The sequence below is a fragment of the Streptococcus moroccensis genome, assembly GCF_030812835.1.
In the GTDB taxonomy this organism is placed as follows: Bacteria; Bacillota; Bacilli; order Lactobacillales; family Streptococcaceae; genus Streptococcus; species Streptococcus moroccensis.
The window spans coordinates 117,711-137,948 of sequence record NZ_JAUSTM010000001.1 but is presented as its reverse complement, the minus strand read 5'-3'; the positions used below and the strand labels follow the sequence as shown (position 1 = coordinate 137,948).

Annotated in this window: 18 protein-coding genes, 1 pseudogene and 1 riboswitch; of the genes and pseudogenes, 15 read left to right on the top strand and 4 right to left on the bottom strand. The window is 43.4% G+C overall.

Going from position 1 to position 20,238, the window contains the following annotated elements; genetic code table 11:
• Positions 1-45: 45 nt before the first annotated feature.
• The 8 genes and pseudogenes from J2S23_RS11350 to mnmM form a co-directional block, all read left to right on the top strand.
• Positions 46-378: pseudogene (locus tag J2S23_RS11350) on the top strand (biotin/lipoyl-containing protein); the annotation flags it as partial.
• 57 nt (positions 379-435) lie between these two features.
• On the top strand, positions 436-1,809 hold the full coding sequence (gene lpdA, locus J2S23_RS00740; protein WP_442477955.1) for a dihydrolipoyl dehydrogenase: 1,374 nt from the start codon (positions 436-438) through the stop codon (positions 1,807-1,809).
• A gap of 225 nt (positions 1,810-2,034) precedes the next feature.
• On the top strand, positions 2,035-3,024 hold the full coding sequence (gene lplA, locus J2S23_RS00735) for a lipoate--protein ligase (protein WP_307120852.1): 990 nt from the start codon (positions 2,035-2,037) through the stop codon (positions 3,022-3,024).
• A 76-nt stretch (positions 3,025-3,100) separates the two neighbouring features.
• A riboswitch (FMN riboswitch) is annotated at positions 3,101-3,234 on the top strand.
• Between the two features lie 145 nt (positions 3,235-3,379).
• Positions 3,380-3,943: an ECF transporter S component gene (locus J2S23_RS00730; RefSeq protein ID WP_307120851.1), complete on the top strand. Its 564-nt coding sequence runs from the start codon at positions 3,380-3,382 to the stop codon at positions 3,941-3,943.
• Positions 3,933-4,592 carry a phosphatase PAP2 family protein gene (locus J2S23_RS00725; RefSeq protein ID WP_307120850.1) on the top strand — a complete coding sequence of 220 codons (660 nt, stop codon included), beginning with the start codon at positions 3,933-3,935 and terminating at the stop codon, positions 4,590-4,592. Before J2S23_RS00730 ends, J2S23_RS00725 begins: the two co-directional genes overlap by 11 nt.
• A gap of 11 nt (positions 4,593-4,603) precedes the next feature.
• Positions 4,604-5,035, top strand: a complete 432-nt coding sequence (locus tag J2S23_RS00720) for a GNAT family N-acetyltransferase (RefSeq protein ID WP_307120849.1) — start codon at positions 4,604-4,606, stop codon at positions 5,033-5,035.
• Between the two features lie 173 nt (positions 5,036-5,208).
• Positions 5,209-5,658 (top strand): deoxycytidylate deaminase, encoded by a 450-nt coding sequence (locus tag J2S23_RS00715; protein WP_307120848.1) that lies wholly within the window; start codon positions 5,209-5,211, stop codon positions 5,656-5,658.
• Between the two features lie 2 nt (positions 5,659-5,660).
• Entirely contained in the window at positions 5,661-6,206 is a 546-nt protein-coding gene (mnmM, locus tag J2S23_RS00710) for a tRNA 5-(aminomethyl)-2-thiouridylate-methyltransferase MnmM (RefSeq protein WP_307120847.1), read from the top strand.
• Between the two features lie 520 nt (positions 6,207-6,726).
• Here mnmM and J2S23_RS00705 read toward each other — a convergent pair.
• A complete protein-coding gene (locus J2S23_RS00705) occupies positions 6,727-7,941 on the bottom strand; it encodes an L-lactate MFS transporter (RefSeq protein WP_307120846.1) in 1,215 nt (404 codons plus the stop codon).
• A 280-nt stretch (positions 7,942-8,221) separates the two neighbouring features.
• On the opposite strand from J2S23_RS00705, the gene J2S23_RS00700 reads away from it, so the two are divergent.
• A complete protein-coding gene (locus tag J2S23_RS00700) occupies positions 8,222-8,833 on the top strand; it encodes an NADPH-dependent FMN reductase (RefSeq protein ID WP_307120845.1) in 612 nt (203 codons plus the stop codon).
• A gap of 12 nt (positions 8,834-8,845) precedes the next feature.
• On the top strand, positions 8,846-11,260 hold the full coding sequence (locus tag J2S23_RS00695; RefSeq protein WP_307120844.1) for an FAD-dependent oxidoreductase: 2,415 nt from the start codon (positions 8,846-8,848) through the stop codon (positions 11,258-11,260).
• Between the two features lie 58 nt (positions 11,261-11,318).
• Here J2S23_RS00695 and J2S23_RS00690 read toward each other — a convergent pair whose 3' ends face one another.
• Positions 11,319-12,107 (bottom strand): ABC transporter ATP-binding protein, encoded by a 789-nt coding sequence (locus tag J2S23_RS00690; protein ID WP_307120843.1) that lies wholly within the window; start codon positions 12,105-12,107, stop codon positions 11,319-11,321.
• A 140-nt stretch (positions 12,108-12,247) separates the two neighbouring features.
• Here J2S23_RS00690 and J2S23_RS00685 point away from each other — a divergent pair, with 140 nt between their 5' ends.
• The 3 genes from J2S23_RS00685 (at position 12,248) to pflA (ending at position 15,001) form a co-directional block, all read left to right on the top strand.
• On the top strand, positions 12,248-13,579 hold the full coding sequence (locus J2S23_RS00685) for a hemolysin family protein (RefSeq protein ID WP_307120842.1): 1,332 nt from the start codon (positions 12,248-12,250) through the stop codon (positions 13,577-13,579).
• 199 nt (positions 13,580-13,778) lie between these two features.
• Positions 13,779-13,979: a cold-shock protein gene (locus tag J2S23_RS00680; RefSeq protein ID WP_307120841.1), complete on the top strand. Its 201-nt coding sequence runs from the start codon at positions 13,779-13,781 to the stop codon at positions 13,977-13,979.
• Between the two features lie 227 nt (positions 13,980-14,206).
• Positions 14,207-15,001: a pyruvate formate-lyase-activating protein gene (gene pflA, locus J2S23_RS00675; protein ID WP_307120840.1), complete on the top strand. Its 795-nt coding sequence runs from the start codon at positions 14,207-14,209 to the stop codon at positions 14,999-15,001.
• 391 nt (positions 15,002-15,392) lie between these two features.
• On the opposite strand, the gene J2S23_RS00670 is transcribed toward pflA, so the two are convergent.
• Positions 15,393-17,090: a M3 family oligoendopeptidase gene (locus tag J2S23_RS00670; protein ID WP_307120839.1), complete on the bottom strand. Its 1,698-nt coding sequence runs from the start codon at positions 17,088-17,090 to the stop codon at positions 15,393-15,395.
• Between the two features lie 175 nt (positions 17,091-17,265).
• Between J2S23_RS00670 and J2S23_RS00665 the strand changes: the two genes are divergently transcribed.
• Positions 17,266-18,201 carry a manganese-dependent inorganic pyrophosphatase gene (locus J2S23_RS00665; protein WP_307120838.1) on the top strand — a complete coding sequence of 312 codons (936 nt, stop codon included), beginning with the start codon at positions 17,266-17,268 and terminating at the stop codon, positions 18,199-18,201.
• A gap of 70 nt (positions 18,202-18,271) precedes the next feature.
• Here the strand turns inward: J2S23_RS00665 and J2S23_RS00660 are convergent, their stop codons facing one another.
• On the bottom strand, positions 18,272-19,456 hold the full coding sequence (locus tag J2S23_RS00660; protein ID WP_307120837.1) for a DUF2974 domain-containing protein: 1,185 nt from the start codon (positions 19,454-19,456) through the stop codon (positions 18,272-18,274).
• A gap of 92 nt (positions 19,457-19,548) precedes the next feature.
• On the opposite strand from J2S23_RS00660, the gene J2S23_RS00655 reads away from it, so the two are divergent.
• Entirely contained in the window at positions 19,549-20,238 is a 690-nt protein-coding gene (locus tag J2S23_RS00655) for a response regulator transcription factor (protein ID WP_307120836.1), read from the top strand.

Genomic DNA, 20,238 nt, shown 5'->3' with positions numbered 1-20,238 from the left:
TAATTAGACTGATAAACGATAAAAGTTCTGAAAGGAAATACAAAAATGGCTTTTGAAGTAATTATGCCTAAGCTCGGTGTAGACATGCAAGAAGGCGAAATCATCGAGTGGAAAAAACAAGTTGGTGATGTGGTTAACGAAGGGGATATCCTTCTTGAAATCATGTCAGATAAAACAAACATGGAACTTGAAGCAGAAGATTCAGGTGTCCTCTTGAAAATTGTTCGCGAAGCTGGTGAAACCGTTCCTGTAACAGAGGTTATCGGATACATTGGTGCAGAAGGTGAAGTGGTTGAAGAGGCTGCAGCAGCACCTGCGGCTGACGTGGCTAAAGCAGAAGCTGACCTTAAAGCAGCTGGTCTTGAAGTACCAGCTGCGCCAGCAGCACCTGCAGCACAAGCCCCTAAAGCTGATTTAGCAGCAGACGAGTACGACATGATCGTCGTTGGTGGTGGCCCTGCTGGTTACTACGCAGCCATTCGTGGTGCTCAACTTGGTGGAAAGATTGCCATCGTTGAAAAATCTGAATTTGGTGGTACTTGCTTGAACGTCGGCTGTATCCCAACGAAAACTTACCTTAAAAACGCTGAAATCCTTGATGGTTTGAAGATTGCTGCTGGTCGTGGTATCAACCTGGCTTCAACAAACTACACCATCGATATGGATAAAACCGTTGATTTCAAGAACTCAGTTGTTAAGACCCTTACAGGTGGTGTTCAAGGTCTCTTGAAAGCCAATAAAGTAACCATCTTTAACGGACTTGGTCAAGTAAACCCTGATAAGACTGTTACGATTGGTTCAGAAACCATCAAAGGACGTTCAATCGTTCTTGCAACGGGTTCTAAAGTATCTCGTATCAACATTCCGGGTATCGATTCTAAATTTGTCTTGACATCAGACGATATTCTTGACCTTCGTGAAATGCCGAAATCACTCGCCGTTATGGGTGGTGGTGTTGTCGGTGTGGAACTTGGTCTTGTATGGGCTTCCTACGGTGTTGACGTTACTGTTATCGAGATGGCAGACCGTATCATTCCAGGTATGGATCGTGAAATCTCTGTTGAACTTCAAAAAGTGCTTTCTAAGAAAGGCATGAAATTCTTAACATCTGTTGGTGTATCTGAAATTGTTGAAGGAAATAACGAGTTGACCATCAAACTCAACAATGGTGAAGAAGTCGTTGCTGAGCGCGCCCTCTTGTCAATCGGACGTGTACCACAGTTGGCTGGTCTTGAGAACTTGAACCTTGAAATGGATCGCGGTCGTATCAAGGTCAATGCCTACCAAGAAACATCAATCCCAGGTATCTATGCGCCAGGTGATGTCAACGGTACGAAAATGCTTGCTCACGCGGCTTACCGTATGGGTGAAGTTGCAGCTGAAAATGCTATCCAAGGTAACCACCACAAGGCTAAATTGGACTACACACCAGCTGCAGTCTACACACATCCTGAGATTGCTATGGTTGGTTTAACAGAAGAACAAGCTATTGAGCAATACGGAAAAGATGGTATCCTGATTGGACGTAACAGCTTTACAGGTAACGGTCGTGCTATTGCATCTAATGAAGCGCACGGTTTTGTTAAGGTTATTGCGGATGCCAAATACCATGAAATCCTTGGGGTTCACATTATCGGTCCAGTTGCAGCTGAAATGATCAACGAAGCAGCGACCATTATGGAAGCTGAATTAACAGTTGATGATGTAGCAGCATCTATCCACGGACACCCAACATTCTCAGAAGTGATGTACGAAGCCTTCTTGGATGTCCTTGGTGTTGCGATCCACAACCCACCAAAACGTAAATAAGCTTAGATCTTTTATCTGACAGATCAGATAAGAGCTAAATCAAAAACGAGTGCCGAGTGATCAATCCTGACACTCGTTTTATTTTGGTCAAAAATCCACACACTTTTTCTATTTAAAAAATACTTTAAGAATCTCATTGAGGTGGTTTTAAACTGCCCAATTCTAGCTATTTTTGGTATAATAAACATAGCGCTTTCAGCGACATTCATTTTTCAGGAGATGACCATGAAATATATTGTCAATAACTCAAATGACCCTGCTTACAATATCGCTTTGGAGTCCTATGCCTTTCGTGAATTAACGGGAGAAGATGAGATTTTTATCCTCTGGATCAATGAGCCTGCGATCATCATTGGTAAGCACCAAAATGCGATTTCAGAAATCAATAAAGAATACACAGATGCACACGGCATTCATGTGGTCCGCCGTCTGTCTGGTGGTGGAGCTGTTTATCATGACCTTAACAACCTTAATTACACCATCATTTCAAACAAAGCTGATGAAGGTGCTTTCGACTTTAAGACGTTCTCTAAGCCAGTGATCGATACCCTAGCTGGTCTAGGTGTAGAAGCCAACTTTACAGGTCGTAATGACCTTGAAATTGATGGCAAGAAGATTTGTGGGAACGCCCAGGCTTACTACAAAGGTCGCATGATGCACCACGGTTGTCTCCTCTTTGATGTGGATATGACAGTCCTTGGCGATGCGCTCAAAGTCTCTAAGGACAAGATTGAATCTAAAGGGGTGAAGTCTGTTCGTGCTCGTGTCACCAACATCAATAATGAACTGCCAGAAAAAATCACTGTTCAAGAATTTAGCGATGCCATTCTAGAGCAGATGAAAAAAGAATACCCTGATATGACGGAATACGTCCTTTCAGAAGACGAACTCAAGCATATCCAAGAGATTCGTGATACCAAATTTGGTACTTGGGATTGGAATTTTGGAGAAACACCAGAATACACTATCGAGCGTAATGTTCGCTACCCTGCAGGAAAAATCTCAACATTTGCTAAAGTGGAAAAATCAGTTATCGAGTCCATCAAGATATACGGAGACTTCTTTGGAATTGGCGATGTGTCAGATATTGAAAACCTCTTGGTAGGCACGCGCTATGAATACCAAGACGTTCTCGAAAAACTCCAAACCATTGACACGACTCACTATTTCTCTCGCATGACGACAGAAGAAGTCGCAAAAGCGATCGTAGCATAAATCTGAGGCTTCCGTCAGGAAGCCTTTTATCGTGCAACAGAATCCTTGCATATTAATAGCCTTTTTGTTATCATTAAAGAGTCTTCAGGGCAGGGTGTAATTCCCGACCGGCGGTGAGGGCATCAGATACTGGTGCTTAAGTCCGCGAGCGTAAGCTGATGTGGTGAGATTCCACAACCGACAGTATAGTCTGGATGGGAGAAGACGAAGGCAGGAGCCTTTCTTGAAAAAAGTTATCCTAACTCTTTTTTGAGTCTTTTAATGCATTTAAGGTCTCTTTATGGAAAGCTTGATAAGATAAGGGTGTCTTGTTTTCGAAGCTTCTTTCGATTTTTAAAAATTGGAGGAAACTTGAATGACACACACACGTAAAATGGCCTTAGTAGCCATTCTCTCAGCAGTTTCTTTTTTGCTGATGTTTTTCCAACTGCCCCTCATACCGGGAGCAGATTTCTTGCAGATGGATTTTTCCATTTTGCCAGTCTTGATTGGACTTGCTATATTAGATGTCAAATCAGGAATGACGATTTTACTGATTCGCTCGCTCTTGAAGCTCTTGCTCAATAGTAGTGGTGTTTCGACCTATATCGGTCTGCCTATGAATATTTTGGCCATGGGGATCTTTATTCTCAGTTTTGCCCTCATTTGGAAAAAAAAGAAAACACCAAAATCGTTTTGGATGGCAGCCATTGTTGCAACGATTGGGTCAACCTTAGGAATGTTGGTTGCTAACTATATCTACGCTGTTCCTTTGTATGCAGCCTATGCTAACTTTGACATTAAAACCATTTTAGGTCTTGGCAATTACTTATTTGCCATGGTAGTGCCCTTTAATCTTTTGCAAGGCATTATCTTATCCGTTGCTTTCTATGGTCTTTATACCGTCATGAAACCTATTTTAAAACCTTATGAAAAATAAACAAAAATACTTTACACAGGGCTCTTTTGCCCTTTTATTCTTTGTCATACTTGGCTATACAGTCAAGTTTTACCCTGCTTACCTGACTGCCCTTGATGGAGATTTCCAAATTTGGCTTCGGGGAGAGCTTCCTGATGCTCTCAATAGCTTTTATCGCTTAGTTACCTTGCTTGGCAATACCCCTATCATTTTGGCTTATACGGCTTTGATTGCGGCTTTCTTTTATTATGTTCGTAAGTGGCGTGCCGAAGGCATTTTGATGTTGGGCAATATACTTATCATGGGAGTCGCCTCAACGGTGTTGAAAATGGTCTATAATCGCGAACGACCAAGTTTGGAGTACTTGATTGAAGATCCTATTGGGGCTTCCTTTCCGAGCTGGCATGCGGCATCAACTATGATTGTCGCTTTGAGTCTATGCATTATCATGAACCAGCGAGTAAAGACTTCTCAGCTCAGTAAGCGACTGCTGCAAGCTCTAGTCATCCTCCTTGCAGCTACCGTAGGTGTTTCTCGTCTTTACATTGGCGTTCACTACCCTTCAGATGTATTGGCAGGTTGGCTATTAGCGATTGCCATTGCTTCCATTACCTATCCCTTTTACGACCAGAAGCGCTTCGAATGGCGTTTCCAAAGCAAGCAACGATAAGGAGTCATTCCATGTGGACTGTTAAGGACTTTGATGAACTGACGACCAGGGAGTTGCACGCCATCTATGAGCTGCGCGTAGCAGTATTTGTCGTTGAACAAGCCTGTGCCTATCAGGAAGTCGATCAATCAGATTTAACCTATCTGCACGGGATGAATTGGCGCGATGGCGCTCTCGCGAGTTATTTTCGTCTGATTGAGGCCGAGGACGGTGTCCATCTGGGGCGGGTGATTGTATCCCCGAAGTTTCGAAAGCAAGGTCTAGGCCGCGGATTGCTTGAAAAAGCCCTTGATGTGACCAGAAGACTATATCCGGGATTACCCCTTCATGCTCAAGCCCAAGCTCATTTGCAAGATTTCTATGCTAGCTTTGGATTTGAGCCAGTTGGTGACGTTTATCTAGAAGATGGCATCCCTCATATTGACATGACATTACGATTATGATAAAAGTTAAGACCTGCTAGAAATTAGCAGGTTTTTGTGATATGATAAAGGCATTCAATAGACTATTAAAGACAAAAAATCTGAAGAAAGACCTAGCATCTCTTGGATTGATGGATGACTGAAGCAGGTGTTTTTTAGAAAAGTTTTGGTATAGCAGAAAGTGATGGGATTTTATGGAAAGATTAACGTGGCAAGACTACTTTATGGCCAATGCTGATTTGATTTCAAAACGCTCAACATGTGACCGAGCCTATGTGGGTGCCATCCTGGTCCGTGATAAGCGGATTATTGCTACCGGTTATAATGGTGGAGTTTCTCAGACTGAAAATTGCCACGAAGCGGGTCATCAGATGGATGAGGGGCATTGTATTCGTACGGTACATGCGGAGATGAATGCCTTAATCCAGTGTGCCAAGGAAGGGTTGTCCACGGATGGTACGGAACTGTATGTTACCCATTTTCCTTGCATTAACTGCACCAAGGCTTTGCTCCAAGCAGGGATAAAAAAAATCACATACAAGGCTGCCTATCGGCAACACCCTTTTGCACTTGAGTTGATTGCAGCTAAAGGTGTAGAGTTGGTTCAACACGATGTGCCTAAGATTCAACTAGGGGAGGAGTGAAGATGTTAAGACCTCTCCATATGGCCCATGCTTTTTTAGAAGAGATTCTAACAGATCAAGACACCGCCATAGATGCCACGATGGGGAATGGCCATGACACTCTTTTTTTGGCACAACGTGCTGGTCGCGTGGTGGCTTTTGATATTCAGGAACCAGCCCTTGAAGCAACTCAAAAACGATTGAGTGAGGCTGGTCTAACCAATGCGGAACTTTATCTGGAAGGCCACGAGCAGGTTGGCCAGAGAGTTACTCAGGCCAAGGCTGCCATTTTTAACTTAGGTTATCTACCGTCAGCGGATAAGACAGTAATTACAAGACCTAAGACTACCCTGTCAGCCATTGAACAAATCTGCGATTTGCTAGAAGTTGGTGGTCGCATAGCAATTATGATCTACTATGGTCACGAGGGGGGCGCGGTCGAGAAGGACGCTGTTCTTGATTTTGTCAAAAGCCTTCCTCAACAGGCTTTTACAGTAGCGGTCTATAAAACCATTAACCAAATCAACAACCCACCTTTTTTAGTCATGGTGGAAAAACAAAAAGGCTAGAAACTTTTTGAGGATATACTAAAGAGGCTGGGACAAAAGTCCTAGCCTTCTAATCATTTATCATCACTTAAACAAGTCGCAGTGGTTGGGAGTAACACTGACTGACTATGCCAGTTTTAGTGTTACTCCTGCATAGGTCATTAGGTGCTTTAGTACCAATGAGCCACTGCTGAGTGGGCCTCTAAGTCGCCGATTTCATCAGTTTTTAGAGACCTAACAAAAGAGGGAAACGTCGTTTCCACTATTTCCAACCTCAAACAGTCACTTTCTGACTGTTTGAGCTATGCGGAGGTGGGAGTGAGAAGGTCTGGGGATAGACCCTCAGGCCGTAGCTAAAAATGAAAAAGGGAGGGGAAATCGAACCTATTCGGTTACCGATTTTCTGCTACTCCCTTAAATATGGTATGTGCTAATCTTTAATCGGGTACTTTGCGAAAATCACACGGACACTAGGTGATGCGAGAACATCAGTTCTATCTGACTTTAATCAGACTAGTCTCTTTTTGATTGTCGTTTGGTGTTAGGCTGTTCTTTTCTGAACAGCCTTATAAACAAAGATTAAAGCAAGCCCGATTATGGCAAGGACGATAGCCACATAGAAGGCGTTTGAATAATCTCCGCCATTTGCTGTTGCCATTTGAACAGCAACCCGAGGTGCAAAGAAAGCTGCCAAGGAATATCCGGTAAAGACAATCCCATAGTTAACCCCTTGATTAGCTGGTCCATAGTTTTCCATAACAATTGAAGGGAAGACACCCATAACACCGCCAAAACAGATTCCAAGACCAATAATACCAATGGTAAAGCCAAACTGTCCAGGAATAATGGTCAAGGCTAGAAGCGATAGGGCAACCACACCGTAAATAATGGTTAAGGTATTGCTACGTCCGATTTTGTCTGAAACAGACCCCCAGATGAGGCGGCCGCTAGAATTAGCGATGGAGTACAAGCTTACATATAGTGCAGCGGTTGAAGCAGACAGTCCAAACATAGTGGTTCCAATCGGGGAGGCCTGGGAGGCGATCATCAGACCAGAGAAGGCACCAACAAAAAACATAGAGATGATAATGTAAAATAAGGGCGTTTTAAGCATATCTTTCCATGATTTATTAGTGAGGCCAGCGCCAGCTTTTTGAGGAGGTGTCCATCCTTTGGGAATAAAACCAGCTGGAGCAGGTTGGATAAAGTAGCTGGCAATCAGAACAATCACGATATAGGCCAGCCCGATTGTGCGGAAAGCCAACTTAGCATCACCAGCATTGCTTTGAATAAGGTGACTGGCAAGAGGAGACGCTATTACAGCAGCAAATCCCATGCCTCCAGTTAGAATACCGGAAGCTAATCCCCGTTTATCAGGAAAAAGACGTAGGGTATTGGAGAGTGCTCCTGAATAGGCAAAACCTTGTCCTAAACCAGCCATTAAACCGTAAGTTAAATAAAGCATGGCAGGGCTGGTGACATATCCTGTCAAGTAAAAACCGAGGGCAAATAAGATGGCACCAATAGCGATGGTCCATTTAACATAGCCTTTATCGACCAGATACCCTCCTAAAATCATAGGAATAGGACCAATGGCTGAATTGATTGCAAAAGCAAGCATGATTTCTCCCATTGACCAACCAGTTTGAGCAGAAAGTGGCCCTGCAAAAACACTAAAAGCGTAAACAGCTCCTGTACATAAAAGGATTGCTGTGGAGGCGATAATTACACGCCAACGATTGATTGAAGGTGTCATATGAATTCCTTTCTAAAATCCTATTTGTAAAAAATATCACAAGAAAAAGATAACATGGAAATCATTATTTGTCAATAAAGACAAAAAATAGTTTTTTCAAAAAGAAGATTTTGCCTAATGAAAAACTTTGTGAATAAAAAAAATCCTATCATTTTGCCAAAGTTCTTACTATATTTTTGTTTTTATATTGTGAAAAAATAAACTTTTTAACTGTTATCGCTTGCATTTTTTTGATAAAAATTATATATTTTGTGTAAAAGTTAACAAAAAGGAGTTGCTTATGAAATTAGTAGCGATTGTCGGAACAAACTCAGACCGTTCCACTAACCGAAAGTTAGTCCAATTTATGGCTAACCATTTCCAAGAGCATGCCTCTATTGAGGTTTTAGAAATTAAAGATATTCCAGCCTTTAATGAACCTGAAGATAAACAAGCACCTGCTGAAATGGAAACCTTATCAGAAAAAATTCTTGAGGCTGATGGGGTTATTATCTCGACGCCAGAATACAACCACACGATTCCAGCACCTCTAAAAAGTGTGCTGGAATGGATTTCATATACGAGTCGAGCCTTGATCAATAAACCGACAATGGTTGTTGGAGCCTCGTTAGGAACGCTTGGTTCTTCCCGGGCTCAGGCTCATCTTCGTCAAATCCTTGATGCACCAGAACTAAAAGCAAGGGTCATGCCGGGAAATGAATTTTTGCTAGGGCATTCTGAACAGGCTTTTGACGCTAGTGGTCAACTGGTATTTCCCGAAAAGCTGGCTGAGCTAGAAGAAGACTTTACGGAATTTTTAACGTTTGTTGACATGACGAATCAATTGGTAGCTGCTCATGGGTTAAACACTGAAAAAAAACGTCAGTTTTCTTGGGAAGCTGCTGCAGAATAGGGAGGAACAGGCATGAAATTTATTGGAATTGTTGGAACGAATGCAAAGAAATCATATAACCGAGATTTGTTGCATTTTATGGCTAAACACTTTTCATCAAAGGCTGACATTGAAGTCCTAGAGATTAAGGATGTTCCAATGTTTAATGAGACGGATGATCAAACTAATCTTCCTGTAATCCAGGAATTTAACACCAAAATTAGTGAAGCTGATGGTGTTATTATCGCAACACCTGAACACAATCACTCTGTTCCTTCAGCCTTAAACAGCTTGATTGAATGGTTGTCCTTTATGATTCACCCCCTCGATGGGAAGCCAGTCATGATAGTTGGAGCTTCTTATGATGTTCAGGGGTCTTCCCGGGCTCAATTACATCTTCGTCAAATCCTGGATGCGCCTGGCGTTAATGCTACAGTTATGCCAGGCAGTGAATTCTTGTTGGGACGCGCCCATCAGGCATTTGATGAAGAAGGGAATCTGAAAAATGAAGGAACTGTTGATTTCTTGGATTCTTGTTTCTTCCGTTTCTTAAGGTTTGCGAAAATTGCCAATCAATTAAATGAGCCAGAAGAATTAGCTCTAAAGCCTGGGACGTATGAGGTTACAGCAGTCGGTCATAATGGGAAGTTACCTATGTCGGTAACGCTGTCTCAGGACCGTATTGAGAAAATTGATATTGATACCGAAGGGGAATCATCTGGGATTGCGGATATTGTGTTTAGCCGTGTTCCAGCAGAAATTATTGAAGGACAAACGCTTAATGTAGATGCTGTTTCGGGTGCTTCCGTGACCTCAAATGGCGTTCTTGACGGGGTAGCTAGAGCTGTTAAGCAAGCTGGGGGTAACCCGGATATCCTTAGGAAACGATCTAAAGCACCAAGTGCTCTTGATGGTGAAGACAAGTCTTATGAAGTTGATTTAGTCGTCGTTGGTGGGGGAGGCGCCGGATTAGCTGCAGCAGCTCGGGCGCTTCAGCATGGTAAACGTGTGGTTCTTGTTGAAAAATTCCCAGCTTTAGGTGGGAATACTGTCCGTGCTGGAGGACCGATGAATGCGCCAGATCCAGAATGGCAGAAAACCTTTGTAGCTAATGGGGGTGAGGATCACAATCTTCAATCCCTGCATGATACCGATGAAAGTACGATTGATCCAGAATACTTGGATGATTTCCGGGCCTTAAAAGGTCAATTGGAAACCTATCTGAAAGACCCATCGTACTTGTTTGACTCAACCTTGCTTTATCGCATTCAAACCTATCTTGGTGGGAAACGGTATGATCAAAATGGGCAGGAAATTCATGGCGATTACCAATTGGTGAAAGAATTGACCGACAGAGCTTTAGAATCGGTTCGTTGGTTAGAAGATATAGGTGTAAAATTCGTTCGTGATGAAGTAACCATGCCAGTCGGTGCTCTCTGGCGACGCGGGCATAAACCTGTTGTTCCAATGGGCTACGCCTTCATTTCCGTGCTAGAAGACTATGTTCGCAACAATGGTGGTGTGATTTTGACAGATACTCCTGTTAAGGAATTAATCGTTACCGATGGTAAGGTCACAGGAATTGTAGGAACAGGGCGAAATGGGCAAACAATCCGAGTCGAGGGTGCTGCGGTTATCCTTGCTTCAGGAGGTTTTGCGGCGAATATTAAGATGATGCAAGAGTACAATACCTATTGGAGTCATATTGATGACGACATTAAGACATCTAACTCTCCTGCTTTGACTGGAGATGGCATTCGTCTTGGTCAATCTGTCGGTGCGGACTTGGTAGGGATGGGCTTTTCACAAATGATGCCAGTATCCGATCCAAACACAGGAGCACTCTTTTCTGGACTTCAGGTTCCGCCAGCGAACTTTATCATGGTCAATACCGAAGGCAAGCGTTTTGTAGACGAATATGGTAGTCGTGATAAACTAACCCAAGCTGCTATTGATAACGGTGGTCTCTTCTATCTGATTGCAGATGATCGCATCAAAGCTACGGCCTACAATACAAGTCAGGAAAAAATTGATGCTCAAGTTGCTGCGGGAACGCTGCACCGTGCGGATAGTCTGGAAGAATTGGCGACACAAATCGGGATTGTACCTGAGGTCTTAGTAGAAACCATTAGCAATTACAACCGTTATGTCGATGAAGGCTTTGATCCGGAATTTGGTAAAGGGGCCTTTGATTTGAAGGTCGAAGTGGCACCTTTTTACGCAACGCCTCGTAAACCTGCGACTCATCACACCATGGGTGGCCTCAAGATTAATACCAAAGCTCAGGTTCTAACAGCAGATGGTGATATTATCCCAGGTCTCTTTGCTGCAGGAGAGGTAGCTGGTGGAATACATGCGGGTAATCGCTTAGGAGGCAATTCCCTAACAGATATCTTTACTTTTGGTCGCATTGCTGCTGATACAGCCATCGAGCAGTATCTCAATTAAATGAAAACAGGAGCTAGTCTTATGGCCTAGCTCCTGTTTCTTGATGTGTAGCTCTTAGTTAGTCGAGTTTGGGTTGGATGAAGAGACGCTCTTGTCCCAAGGGGTGAAGGGAAACAGGTTGATCGTAAAAGTCGTGTAACTGCTCTATCTGGAAGATAGCTTTTTTAGGTCCCTGTGCGACAATTTTCCCTTCCTTAAGGAGGAGAACATGGCTAAAGGAGCTGGTGATTTCTTCTGCATGGTGTGTGACATAGAGTAGCAGTGGCGCGTGAGGTAGAGTGATGATTTGATTCAACTGGCTCAATAAGGTCTCCCGAGCTAGTAGGTCTAATCCGGAGGTGGCCTCATCCAGAATCAAAAGTTCTGGACTAGCCATCAAGCTTCTGGCAACCAACACAATTTGTTTTTCCCCCTGGGATAAACTCGCATAGTGCCGACCGATTATATGGCCTGCCTTTAATTGCCTTAACATGGCTTTTGCTTCATCAAGCTCAGCTTGGTCGAAAGCTTTATAAAGAATAGAGGATTTGTAATTGCCTGTTAAGACAATTTGTTCAGCTGACATATCATTCGGGAGCCGTTCAGCAATAAAGGAGCTGACAATGCCGATTTTTTGACGAAGTTGGCTCATATCGGTTTTGCCAAAGCGATGTCCTAAAACGGTAACAGTTCCTGAGCTAGGCCAAAATTCCCCTGTTAAGATGCGTAATAGACTGGACTTTCCAGCACCGTTAAGTCCTAGGATGGCCCAATGTTCATCTTGATGGACCTCCCAATTGAGATTTTCTAATAAAACCTTACCCTGTCTGATAAGGTTGACGTCTTTAAATTGAATGAGATTGGTCATTGGATTCCTTTCTTGAAAGGGTATAGTCTTATTGTAGCAAAATTTAGACAATTTGGGTAAGAACTGCCACCTAATTAGACAAAAAAAAGAAAATATGCTATGATATTCTCATTAATTAAACCTTTAAGGAGGATTCTTCCATGGAAGACCCTGGCAGTCAGAGTATCTGGCTACAATTTTTATTACTACTTTTCTTGATTTTGCTTAATGCTTTTTTCTCAGCAACAGAAATGGCCTTGGTATCTCTTAATCGTGGTCGTGTGCAACAAAAAGCAGAAGAAGGTGAGCGCAAGTACGTTCGTCTTTTGAAAGTTTTGGAAAGTCCTGACAAGTTCTTGTCAACCATTCAGGTCGGAATTACCATTATCTCGCTCTTAACAGGGGCTAGCTTTACGGATTCCTTGGCCAACCGATTCGTTATTTGGTTTGGTGGTGGCCAGAGTATGAAAATTGTAGCGCAAGCAGTGGCCTTGGCTCTTTTGACCTACCTGTCGATTGTTTTGGGAGAGCTTTATCCTAAGCGTATCGCTTTAAACCTTAAAGAAAATTTAGCAGTTGTTTCTGCACCGATTATTCTATTTTTAAGTAAACTTGCAGCACCTTTTGTTTGGTTATTGTCGACTTCAACCAACTTACTGAGTCGGATTACACCGATGAAGTTGGATGATGCGGATGAAAATATGACGCGTGATGAGATAGCCTACATGCTGACCAATTCGGAACAAACTCTAGAAGCAGAAGAAATTGAAATGTTGCAAGGAATCTTCTCCTTGGATGAACTAGTGGCGCGTGAAGTAATGGTCCATCGGACGGACACCTTTATGGTGGATATCAATGATGACACCCAAACCATTATCCGAGATATTCTCAAGCAGATTTACTCTCGCGTGCCAGTTTATGATGACGATCGGGATAAAATAATCGGGATTATCCATACGAAGAGTTTGCTGTCAGCAGCTTTTGAAAAGGGCTTTGACCAAATCAATCTACGCAAGCTCCTACAAGAGCCACTCTTTGTTCCTGAAACCATCTATGTAGATGATTTGTTAAAAGAATTCCGTAATAATCAAAAACAGATGGCTATTTTGTTGGATGAGTACGGTGGTGTATCAGGTCTAGTTACTTTAGAAGACTTGCTGGAAGAAATTGTCGGTGAGATTTATGACGAAACCGATCGGTCAGAATTAGAAGTTCGTGAGATTGGTGAGAATACCTACATTGTTGAAGGGACCATGACCCTCAACGACTTCAATGAATTCTTCGATACCGATCTTGAGAGCGAAGATGTCGATACAATCGCTGGTTTTTACCTAACCGGTATGAGTTCGATTCCAGACCAAACGGAAAAAGAAAGTATCGTCGTTGAAAACCATAATAAACATCTTGTTCTGACCAATGACAAAGTCCGAGATGGGCGTATCATCAAGCTTAAATTGGTGATTACAGACTTGGAAGCCGAAGAAGACGATTAAGCATTTTACAACCAAATGAGCCAAAGGTCATTTGGTTTTTAGCTTTTTTTGAGAAGAAGTTGCTTTCTTCGAGGCTTTGCCATTGACTTATTTGGAAAATACTGCTAAAGTAGATGAGTAATGAAATTTCGAGTCAAAGTGTCATCCTGATGTTTTCCTCTATAACGATTTACAAATATAAAAAAAGAGGTAACTCAAAATGGCACAAGGAACTGTAAAATGGTTTAACGCAGAAAAAGGCTTCGGCTTTATCACTCAAGAAGACGGATCAGATGTCTTTGCACACTTCTCAGCAATCCAAACAGATGGTTTTAAAACTTTGGACGAAGGTCAAAAAGTAGCCTTCGATGTTGAAGAAGGACAACGTGGTTTGCAAGCTGTAAACATTACAAAATTGTAATCATAAGAGAGAGGGTGGGACTTTTTGTCTCAGCTTTTTTAGGTTGCAAGCGTTAGTGATGGGATATGGACTTGAGATGAAAGGGGTACTGCTCCTAGAGTTTTAGGAAAGAGACATTTGAGGCTATTAAGCTCTTTCTGTTATAGGAAACATGTTCTTGACTGGTGTTTTAAGGTTGAAAATGCTATAATGAAAGAGATAAAAACGTTTGCAAAGAAGGTGTTGTCATGGAAGAAGTCATAGATTATGGACAAGTCACAGGGCTCGTCCACTCTACAGAAAGTTTTGGATCAGTAGATGGGCCTGGGATTCGCTTTATTGTTTTTATGCAGGGTTGCAAGATGCGTTGTCAATATTGCCATAATCCGGATACCTGGGCGATGAAAAATGACAAGGCCAAGGAAAGAACAGCTTCTGATGTTTTGGCTGAGGCTCTGCGTTACCGTGGTTTCTGGGGAGCTGATGGTGGGATTACCGTTTCAGGTGGTGAAGCAACTTTGCAGATTGATTTTGTGACGGCTCTCTTTACCCTAGCTAAGGAAAAAGGCATTCATACGACTCTTGATACTTGTGCCTTGACCTTTAAGGAAACACCGGAATACTTGGCCAAATATGACAAGTTAATGGCTGTGACTGATCTGGTCCTTTTGGATATCAAGGAAATCAATCCTGATCAGCATAAGGTGGTGACTGGTCATAGCAATGAAACCATTATTGCCTGCGCTAAGTACCTGTCTAAGATTGGAAAACCTGTCTGGATTCGTCACGTGTTAGTCCCTGGTCTAACAGATCGCGATGAAGACTTAAAAGGACTAGGAGATTTCGTCAAAGAAAACTTGACCAACGTTGAGCGCTTTGAAGTGCTACCTTATCACACGATGGGTGAGTTCAAATGGCGGGAACTGGGTATTAAGTACCCACTAGAAGGCGTTAAACCACCTACCAAGGCCCGTGTTCAAAATGCCAAAGAATTGATGAGCACTGAGACTTATACAGAATATCTTGACCGAGTTCGTGGCTAGATGACAAGAGTTCAATAAAAAACCAACCGCTTAGCAGTTGGTTTTTTACTGTAACGGAGGTTGGGACAAAAGTCCTAGCCTTCGAATCATTTATCATCAGTTAAATAAGACGCAGTGGTTGGGAGTAACACTCACTGGCTATGCCAGTTTTAGTGTTACCACTGCACGGCTCATTAGGTGCTTTAGCACCAATGAGCCACTGCTGAATGGAAGGCCTAAACCCTTGCTAGGCAAACATTAGAGGCTATCCTGATCAACTTGTGCGGAGGTGGGAGTGAGAAGGTCTGGGGATAGACCTTCTCAGCCTAAACCTAAAAACTGAAAAAGTGAGGGGAGGTCAATTTGTTTGAAATCATGACTTCTGTCCCACTCCCATTCATCATCGGAGAGTTTATAAGGCTTTATCATCAATGCTGTTGAGGTAGTCTGACGCTGCTTGAACGGTGCTTTCAAGGGCACCTTCTTTAAATGGAGAGTTGAGGTTTGCTAACGCAACCATTTGGAGGAAGGACTTGGTGCCACCGGCCTGACAAATCGCTAAGTAGTCTGACCAGGCTGTCTCATCGTGGTCAACCTGCGTGCGTTTCCAGAACTGGAGGGCGCAGACTTGGGCCAAGGTGTAGTCGATGTAGTAAAACGGTGAGGCGTAGATATGGCCCTGACGGAACCAGAAGATGCCACGGTCTAAATCAGCAGACTCAGAGTAGTCCTTGTAAGGGAGGTACTCTTTTTCCAAACGTCGCCAAGTGGCCTTGCGTTCAGCAGGTGTCATGTCAGGATTTTCATAAACTTCGTGCTGGTAATGGTCGACAAGGACTCCATATGGTAAGAAGTAGAGGGTGCCGGCCAGGTGGCTGAACTTGTATTTGTCAACTTGTGGGCCAAAGAAGCCATCCATCCAAGGCCAGGTGATGAATTCCATGGACATGGAGTGGATTTCACAGGTTTCATAGGTTGGCCAGATAGATTCTGGATTTTCAATCCAGCGGGATTGATAGACCTGGAAGGCATGACCAGCTTCGTGGGTCAGAACATCGATATCAGCACTGGTTCCATTGAAGTTAGAGAAGATGAAGGGACTCTTAAAGTCTGGCAAGTAGGTGCAGTAACCACCAGCGCGTTTGCCTTTTTTAGCAACAAGGTCCAGCAAATCGTGCTCGACCATAAAGTCGATAAATTCCCCTGTTTCAGGCGACAATTCATGGTACATCTTGATGCCATGATTGATGATGAAGTCAGGATCCCCTTGTGGGACCGCATTGCCATCGAGGAACTCGAGGGCTGCGTCATAATGTTTCAAGCTTGGGACCTGAATCCGCTCGGCTTGCCGCTGATAAAGAGACTCCACTAAAGGAACCACATGTTTTTTAATTTCCTCGCGATAGGTCTTAACCATATCGCGATTATAATCAAAGCGGTTCATGTTGTAGTAGCCATACTCGACATAGTCCTTAAAGCCAAGGGTTTTGGCAATTTGGTCACGTGTTTTGACCAGCTGGTCGTAGATGCTGTCAAATTGGTGTTCGTTTTCAACGAAGAAGCCAGTTGTGGTCTCAGAAGCAGCTTTACGCGTCGCGCGGTCAGTCGATTGGGCAAATGGTCCCATTTGGGTGAGGTTATAAACCCCATCTTGGAATGGGATCTCGGCGCTGGCAATTAGTTTTTCGTACTGATTGACCAGGTCGTTTTCCTTTTGAAGGAGCGGGATAATCTCTGGTGAGAAGATTTTGAGCTGATTTTCGGCAGACTTAAAGAAGGTTTCAGGCAGAATTTCAGCGAGCTCTGTGCGGAAAGGACTGTCGACGAGAGCCTTGTAGTAGTTAGTCGCAAGCTCCTGGTAGAGCGGGCCATGTTCGTTCCAATAGTCGGTTTCTGCTTCGTAAAAGCTATCAGTCGTGTCGATTGAGTGGCGGATGCTGCAGAGGGTCATTTGCGTATCAACGCTGGCGCTGAGTTTGTTGACCTCTGAAACGACTGCTTTAGCCTCATCGGCGGTCGCAGCTGTAGCTAAACGGTCCGTTAAACGGGTGTAATCCGCCTTGACACTGTCAAAGTCAGGGCGTGTATAGGTGTAGTCTGAAAATTTCATAGGAATCCCCTTTCATGAATCTTCTCCTATTGTACCTTATTTAGGGTTTCTTGCCAATTCCTAATGGATGGCTTGATTGACTTTACCCCTCTTTTTTGCTAGAATAAGGCCTGTATATTAACAGACGTTAAGGGAAATGCTATCCCTTTTCTGTCGAGAAAAAATGAGGTAAAACATGTCTAAGATTTTAGTTTTTGGTCACCAAAATCCAGATACCGATGCCACAGCATCTTCATACGCTTGGGCGCATTTGGAGCGCGAGGCTTTTGGCCGCGATGCGGAAGCAGTTCTTTTGGGAGAACCAAACGAGGAAACGGCTTTTGCCCTAGCTCACTTTGGTCTTGAAGCGCCGCGTCTTGTGACGTCAGCAAAAGCAGAAGGAGTCTCACAAGTTATCTTAACGGACCACAATGAATTTCAACAGTCGATTGAAGATATTCGTGACTTAGACGTTTTGGCAGTTGTTGACCATCACCGTGTGGCTAATTTTGAGACAGCCAATCCCCTTTACATGCGCTTAGAGCCAGTAGGATCAGCGTCTTCAATCGTGTATAGAGCCTATAAGGAAACTGGAACACCGATTCCTCAAGCGATTGCTGGTCTTTTGCTCTCAGGTTTGGTCTCAGACACGCTCTTGCTCAAGTCGCCTACAACGCATGATAGCGACCATGCTGTGGCATCAGAATTAGCAAGCTTAGCCGGTGTTGACTTAGAAGAGTATGGCTTGGCCCTCTTGAAGGCAGGTACTAACTTGGCTAGTAAATCTGCTGACGAATTAATTGATATCGACGCTAAAACCTTTGCTTTAAATGGCCATGATGTCCGTGTGGCTCAGGTGAACACGGTGGATATCGCAGAAGTTTTAGACCGCCAAGAAGAGATTGAGGCAGCTATTTCTGCAGCTATTGTTGAAAATGGCTATTCTGATTTTGTCCTCATGATTACCGATATTGTCAATTCTAACTCTGAGATTCTTGCCCTTGGTAGCAATATAGACAAGGTTGAAGCAGCCTTCAACTTTAAACTTGAAAACAATCATGCCTTCCTTCCAGGAGCTGTTTCTCGTAAGAAACAAGTGGTACCTCAATTGACAGAAAGCTTTGAAAACTAAGCAGAGAAAAAGCCTCATTCCCCAAGACTAATCGGTCTTAAAGGGAGTGGGCTTTTTTGAGTTTAAGGATTTATCGAGAGGTAAACCGGTTTGAAAACAGGCTGTTTTTATGAAGCTTTGCCTCCAAATCTTTTTTGACTTCGGAAAGGTAGCCAAAGGCTTCTGCTTTTTTGGTGGGAATTCTAGCCTGAATCAAACCATCAACTAATTGCTTGGATAGACGGTCCATTAATTCTTTTTGCTCAATCGGCAATCCCTTTTGATTAGCAAGAAGGGTCTGGAAACGTTGGCGATTTTCTAAATCAAAGGTGCCAATGCGTTCAAATCCAGCATCCAAAAAGAGGCCAAAAAAGGTGTCAAAGAATTCTTTTAAATCTTCTTCGCTGAGCTGGTCAGTCCATTCCTTAATCGCTTGTTTGGTTTGAAGGCTTGAAGCCGTCAGAGCTGGGACCGTTTCGAACTGTTCTCCACGAATCACCCAGCTGAAGGTATCGTGTTGCAGAATGCCTGTGGCCTTGCTTTTGACAATGATGGCATCAGTTGGCATCTCAAGCAACATGCCGATGATAGAATCTTGAGGAACGTAGGTTTGGATCTTCTCAGCTTGAGCCAGAAAACCTTCTGTGTTCAGAATGGTTTGATTTAAACCAGGGCTATCAAAGGTGAGAATGCTCTCAATATTATTTCGGCTTGCTTCATCAATTTGGCTTCCTGCAAAAACAGCCAGATTCCCTCCCTTAGAGTGGCCAGATAAGGAAAACTGACCGGATAAGTGATTAATAACCGTTTGAAGATAAGAAAGGGCAGATTCTTGTGCTGGGATGGTTTTCATATAGGTGAGGTGAAAATCCTCTTTCCACCCAATAATGGTATCGTCAGTCCCTCGAAAGGCAACATGGTAGTGTCGTGGTCGCCATTCAAAGGTGACCGCAGCGAACTGCTTTTGCAAATCAAGATCATATTCATTTCGATAAGCTAGGACTTTGATGTTTTTATACCGTTTTGATTGCGCGACGGCTTTGAGCAAGTTGAGGCGGTTCTGATGGACAATAACAGAGGTTGGTTTGTTCCCATGTTTGGTAAAATAGCGTTCTGTCACTTCAAATAATCTCACCTTGGTGAAATCAGGAGAAACAATATCTTCAAAGGGGAGATAAGATAATTCTGTCAAGACCAGAGCGTCCACTTCATTAGGTTCAAGGTCATAGAAATTCAGATGGGCTGTTTCATGGACGTATTGGATCAGGTTGGACATGGGAGACCTTTCAGAGAGATTTTAGTTCATTATACCATTTTTGATTAAAACCGTTATAATAGAGGTTAGCGAGAGGAGAAAGAGACACTGACATGCACAAGATATTATTAGTCGAAGATGATGTGACCATCAACACCTTGGTCAAGAAAAACTTAGAACAATGGGGCTATGCGGTGACCGATATAGCCGATTTTACCCAAGTTTTGCAGGTCTTTACCCAGACAGAGCCTCATCTGGTTCTGTTGGACTTGACCTTGCCCTTTTTCAATGGCTATTACTGGTGCCAGGAAATCCGCAAGGTGTCGAAGGTTCCGATTGTCTTTTTGTCCTCCCATGATCAGGCGATGGACATTGTCATGGCCATCAATATGGGGGCGGATGACTATGTGACCAAACCTTTTGAAATGACTGTGCTTTTGGCTAAAATCCAAGGGATTTTGAGGCGTTCTTACGAATTTGGTGGTGAGGTGGAAAGCAGCCTTTTGGACTACCAAGGCTTGGTGTTGGACCTCAAGACAACCCAGCTTCATTATCAGGGCCAGACCCTGGACTTGACTAAGAATGAATTTCAAATTTTACAAGTCCTGATGCGGCATGGTCATCAGGTCGTGAGCCGAGAAGACCTAATGCAGGCCTTGTGGCAGAGCGATCTCTTTATCGATGACAATACCCTGACAGTCAATGTGACTAGGCTCCGTAAAAAACTAGGAGATGTGGGATTGGACCAGTTGATTGTGACCAAGAAAGGGCTGGGCTACTGCTTGGCAGCATTGGAGGGCTAA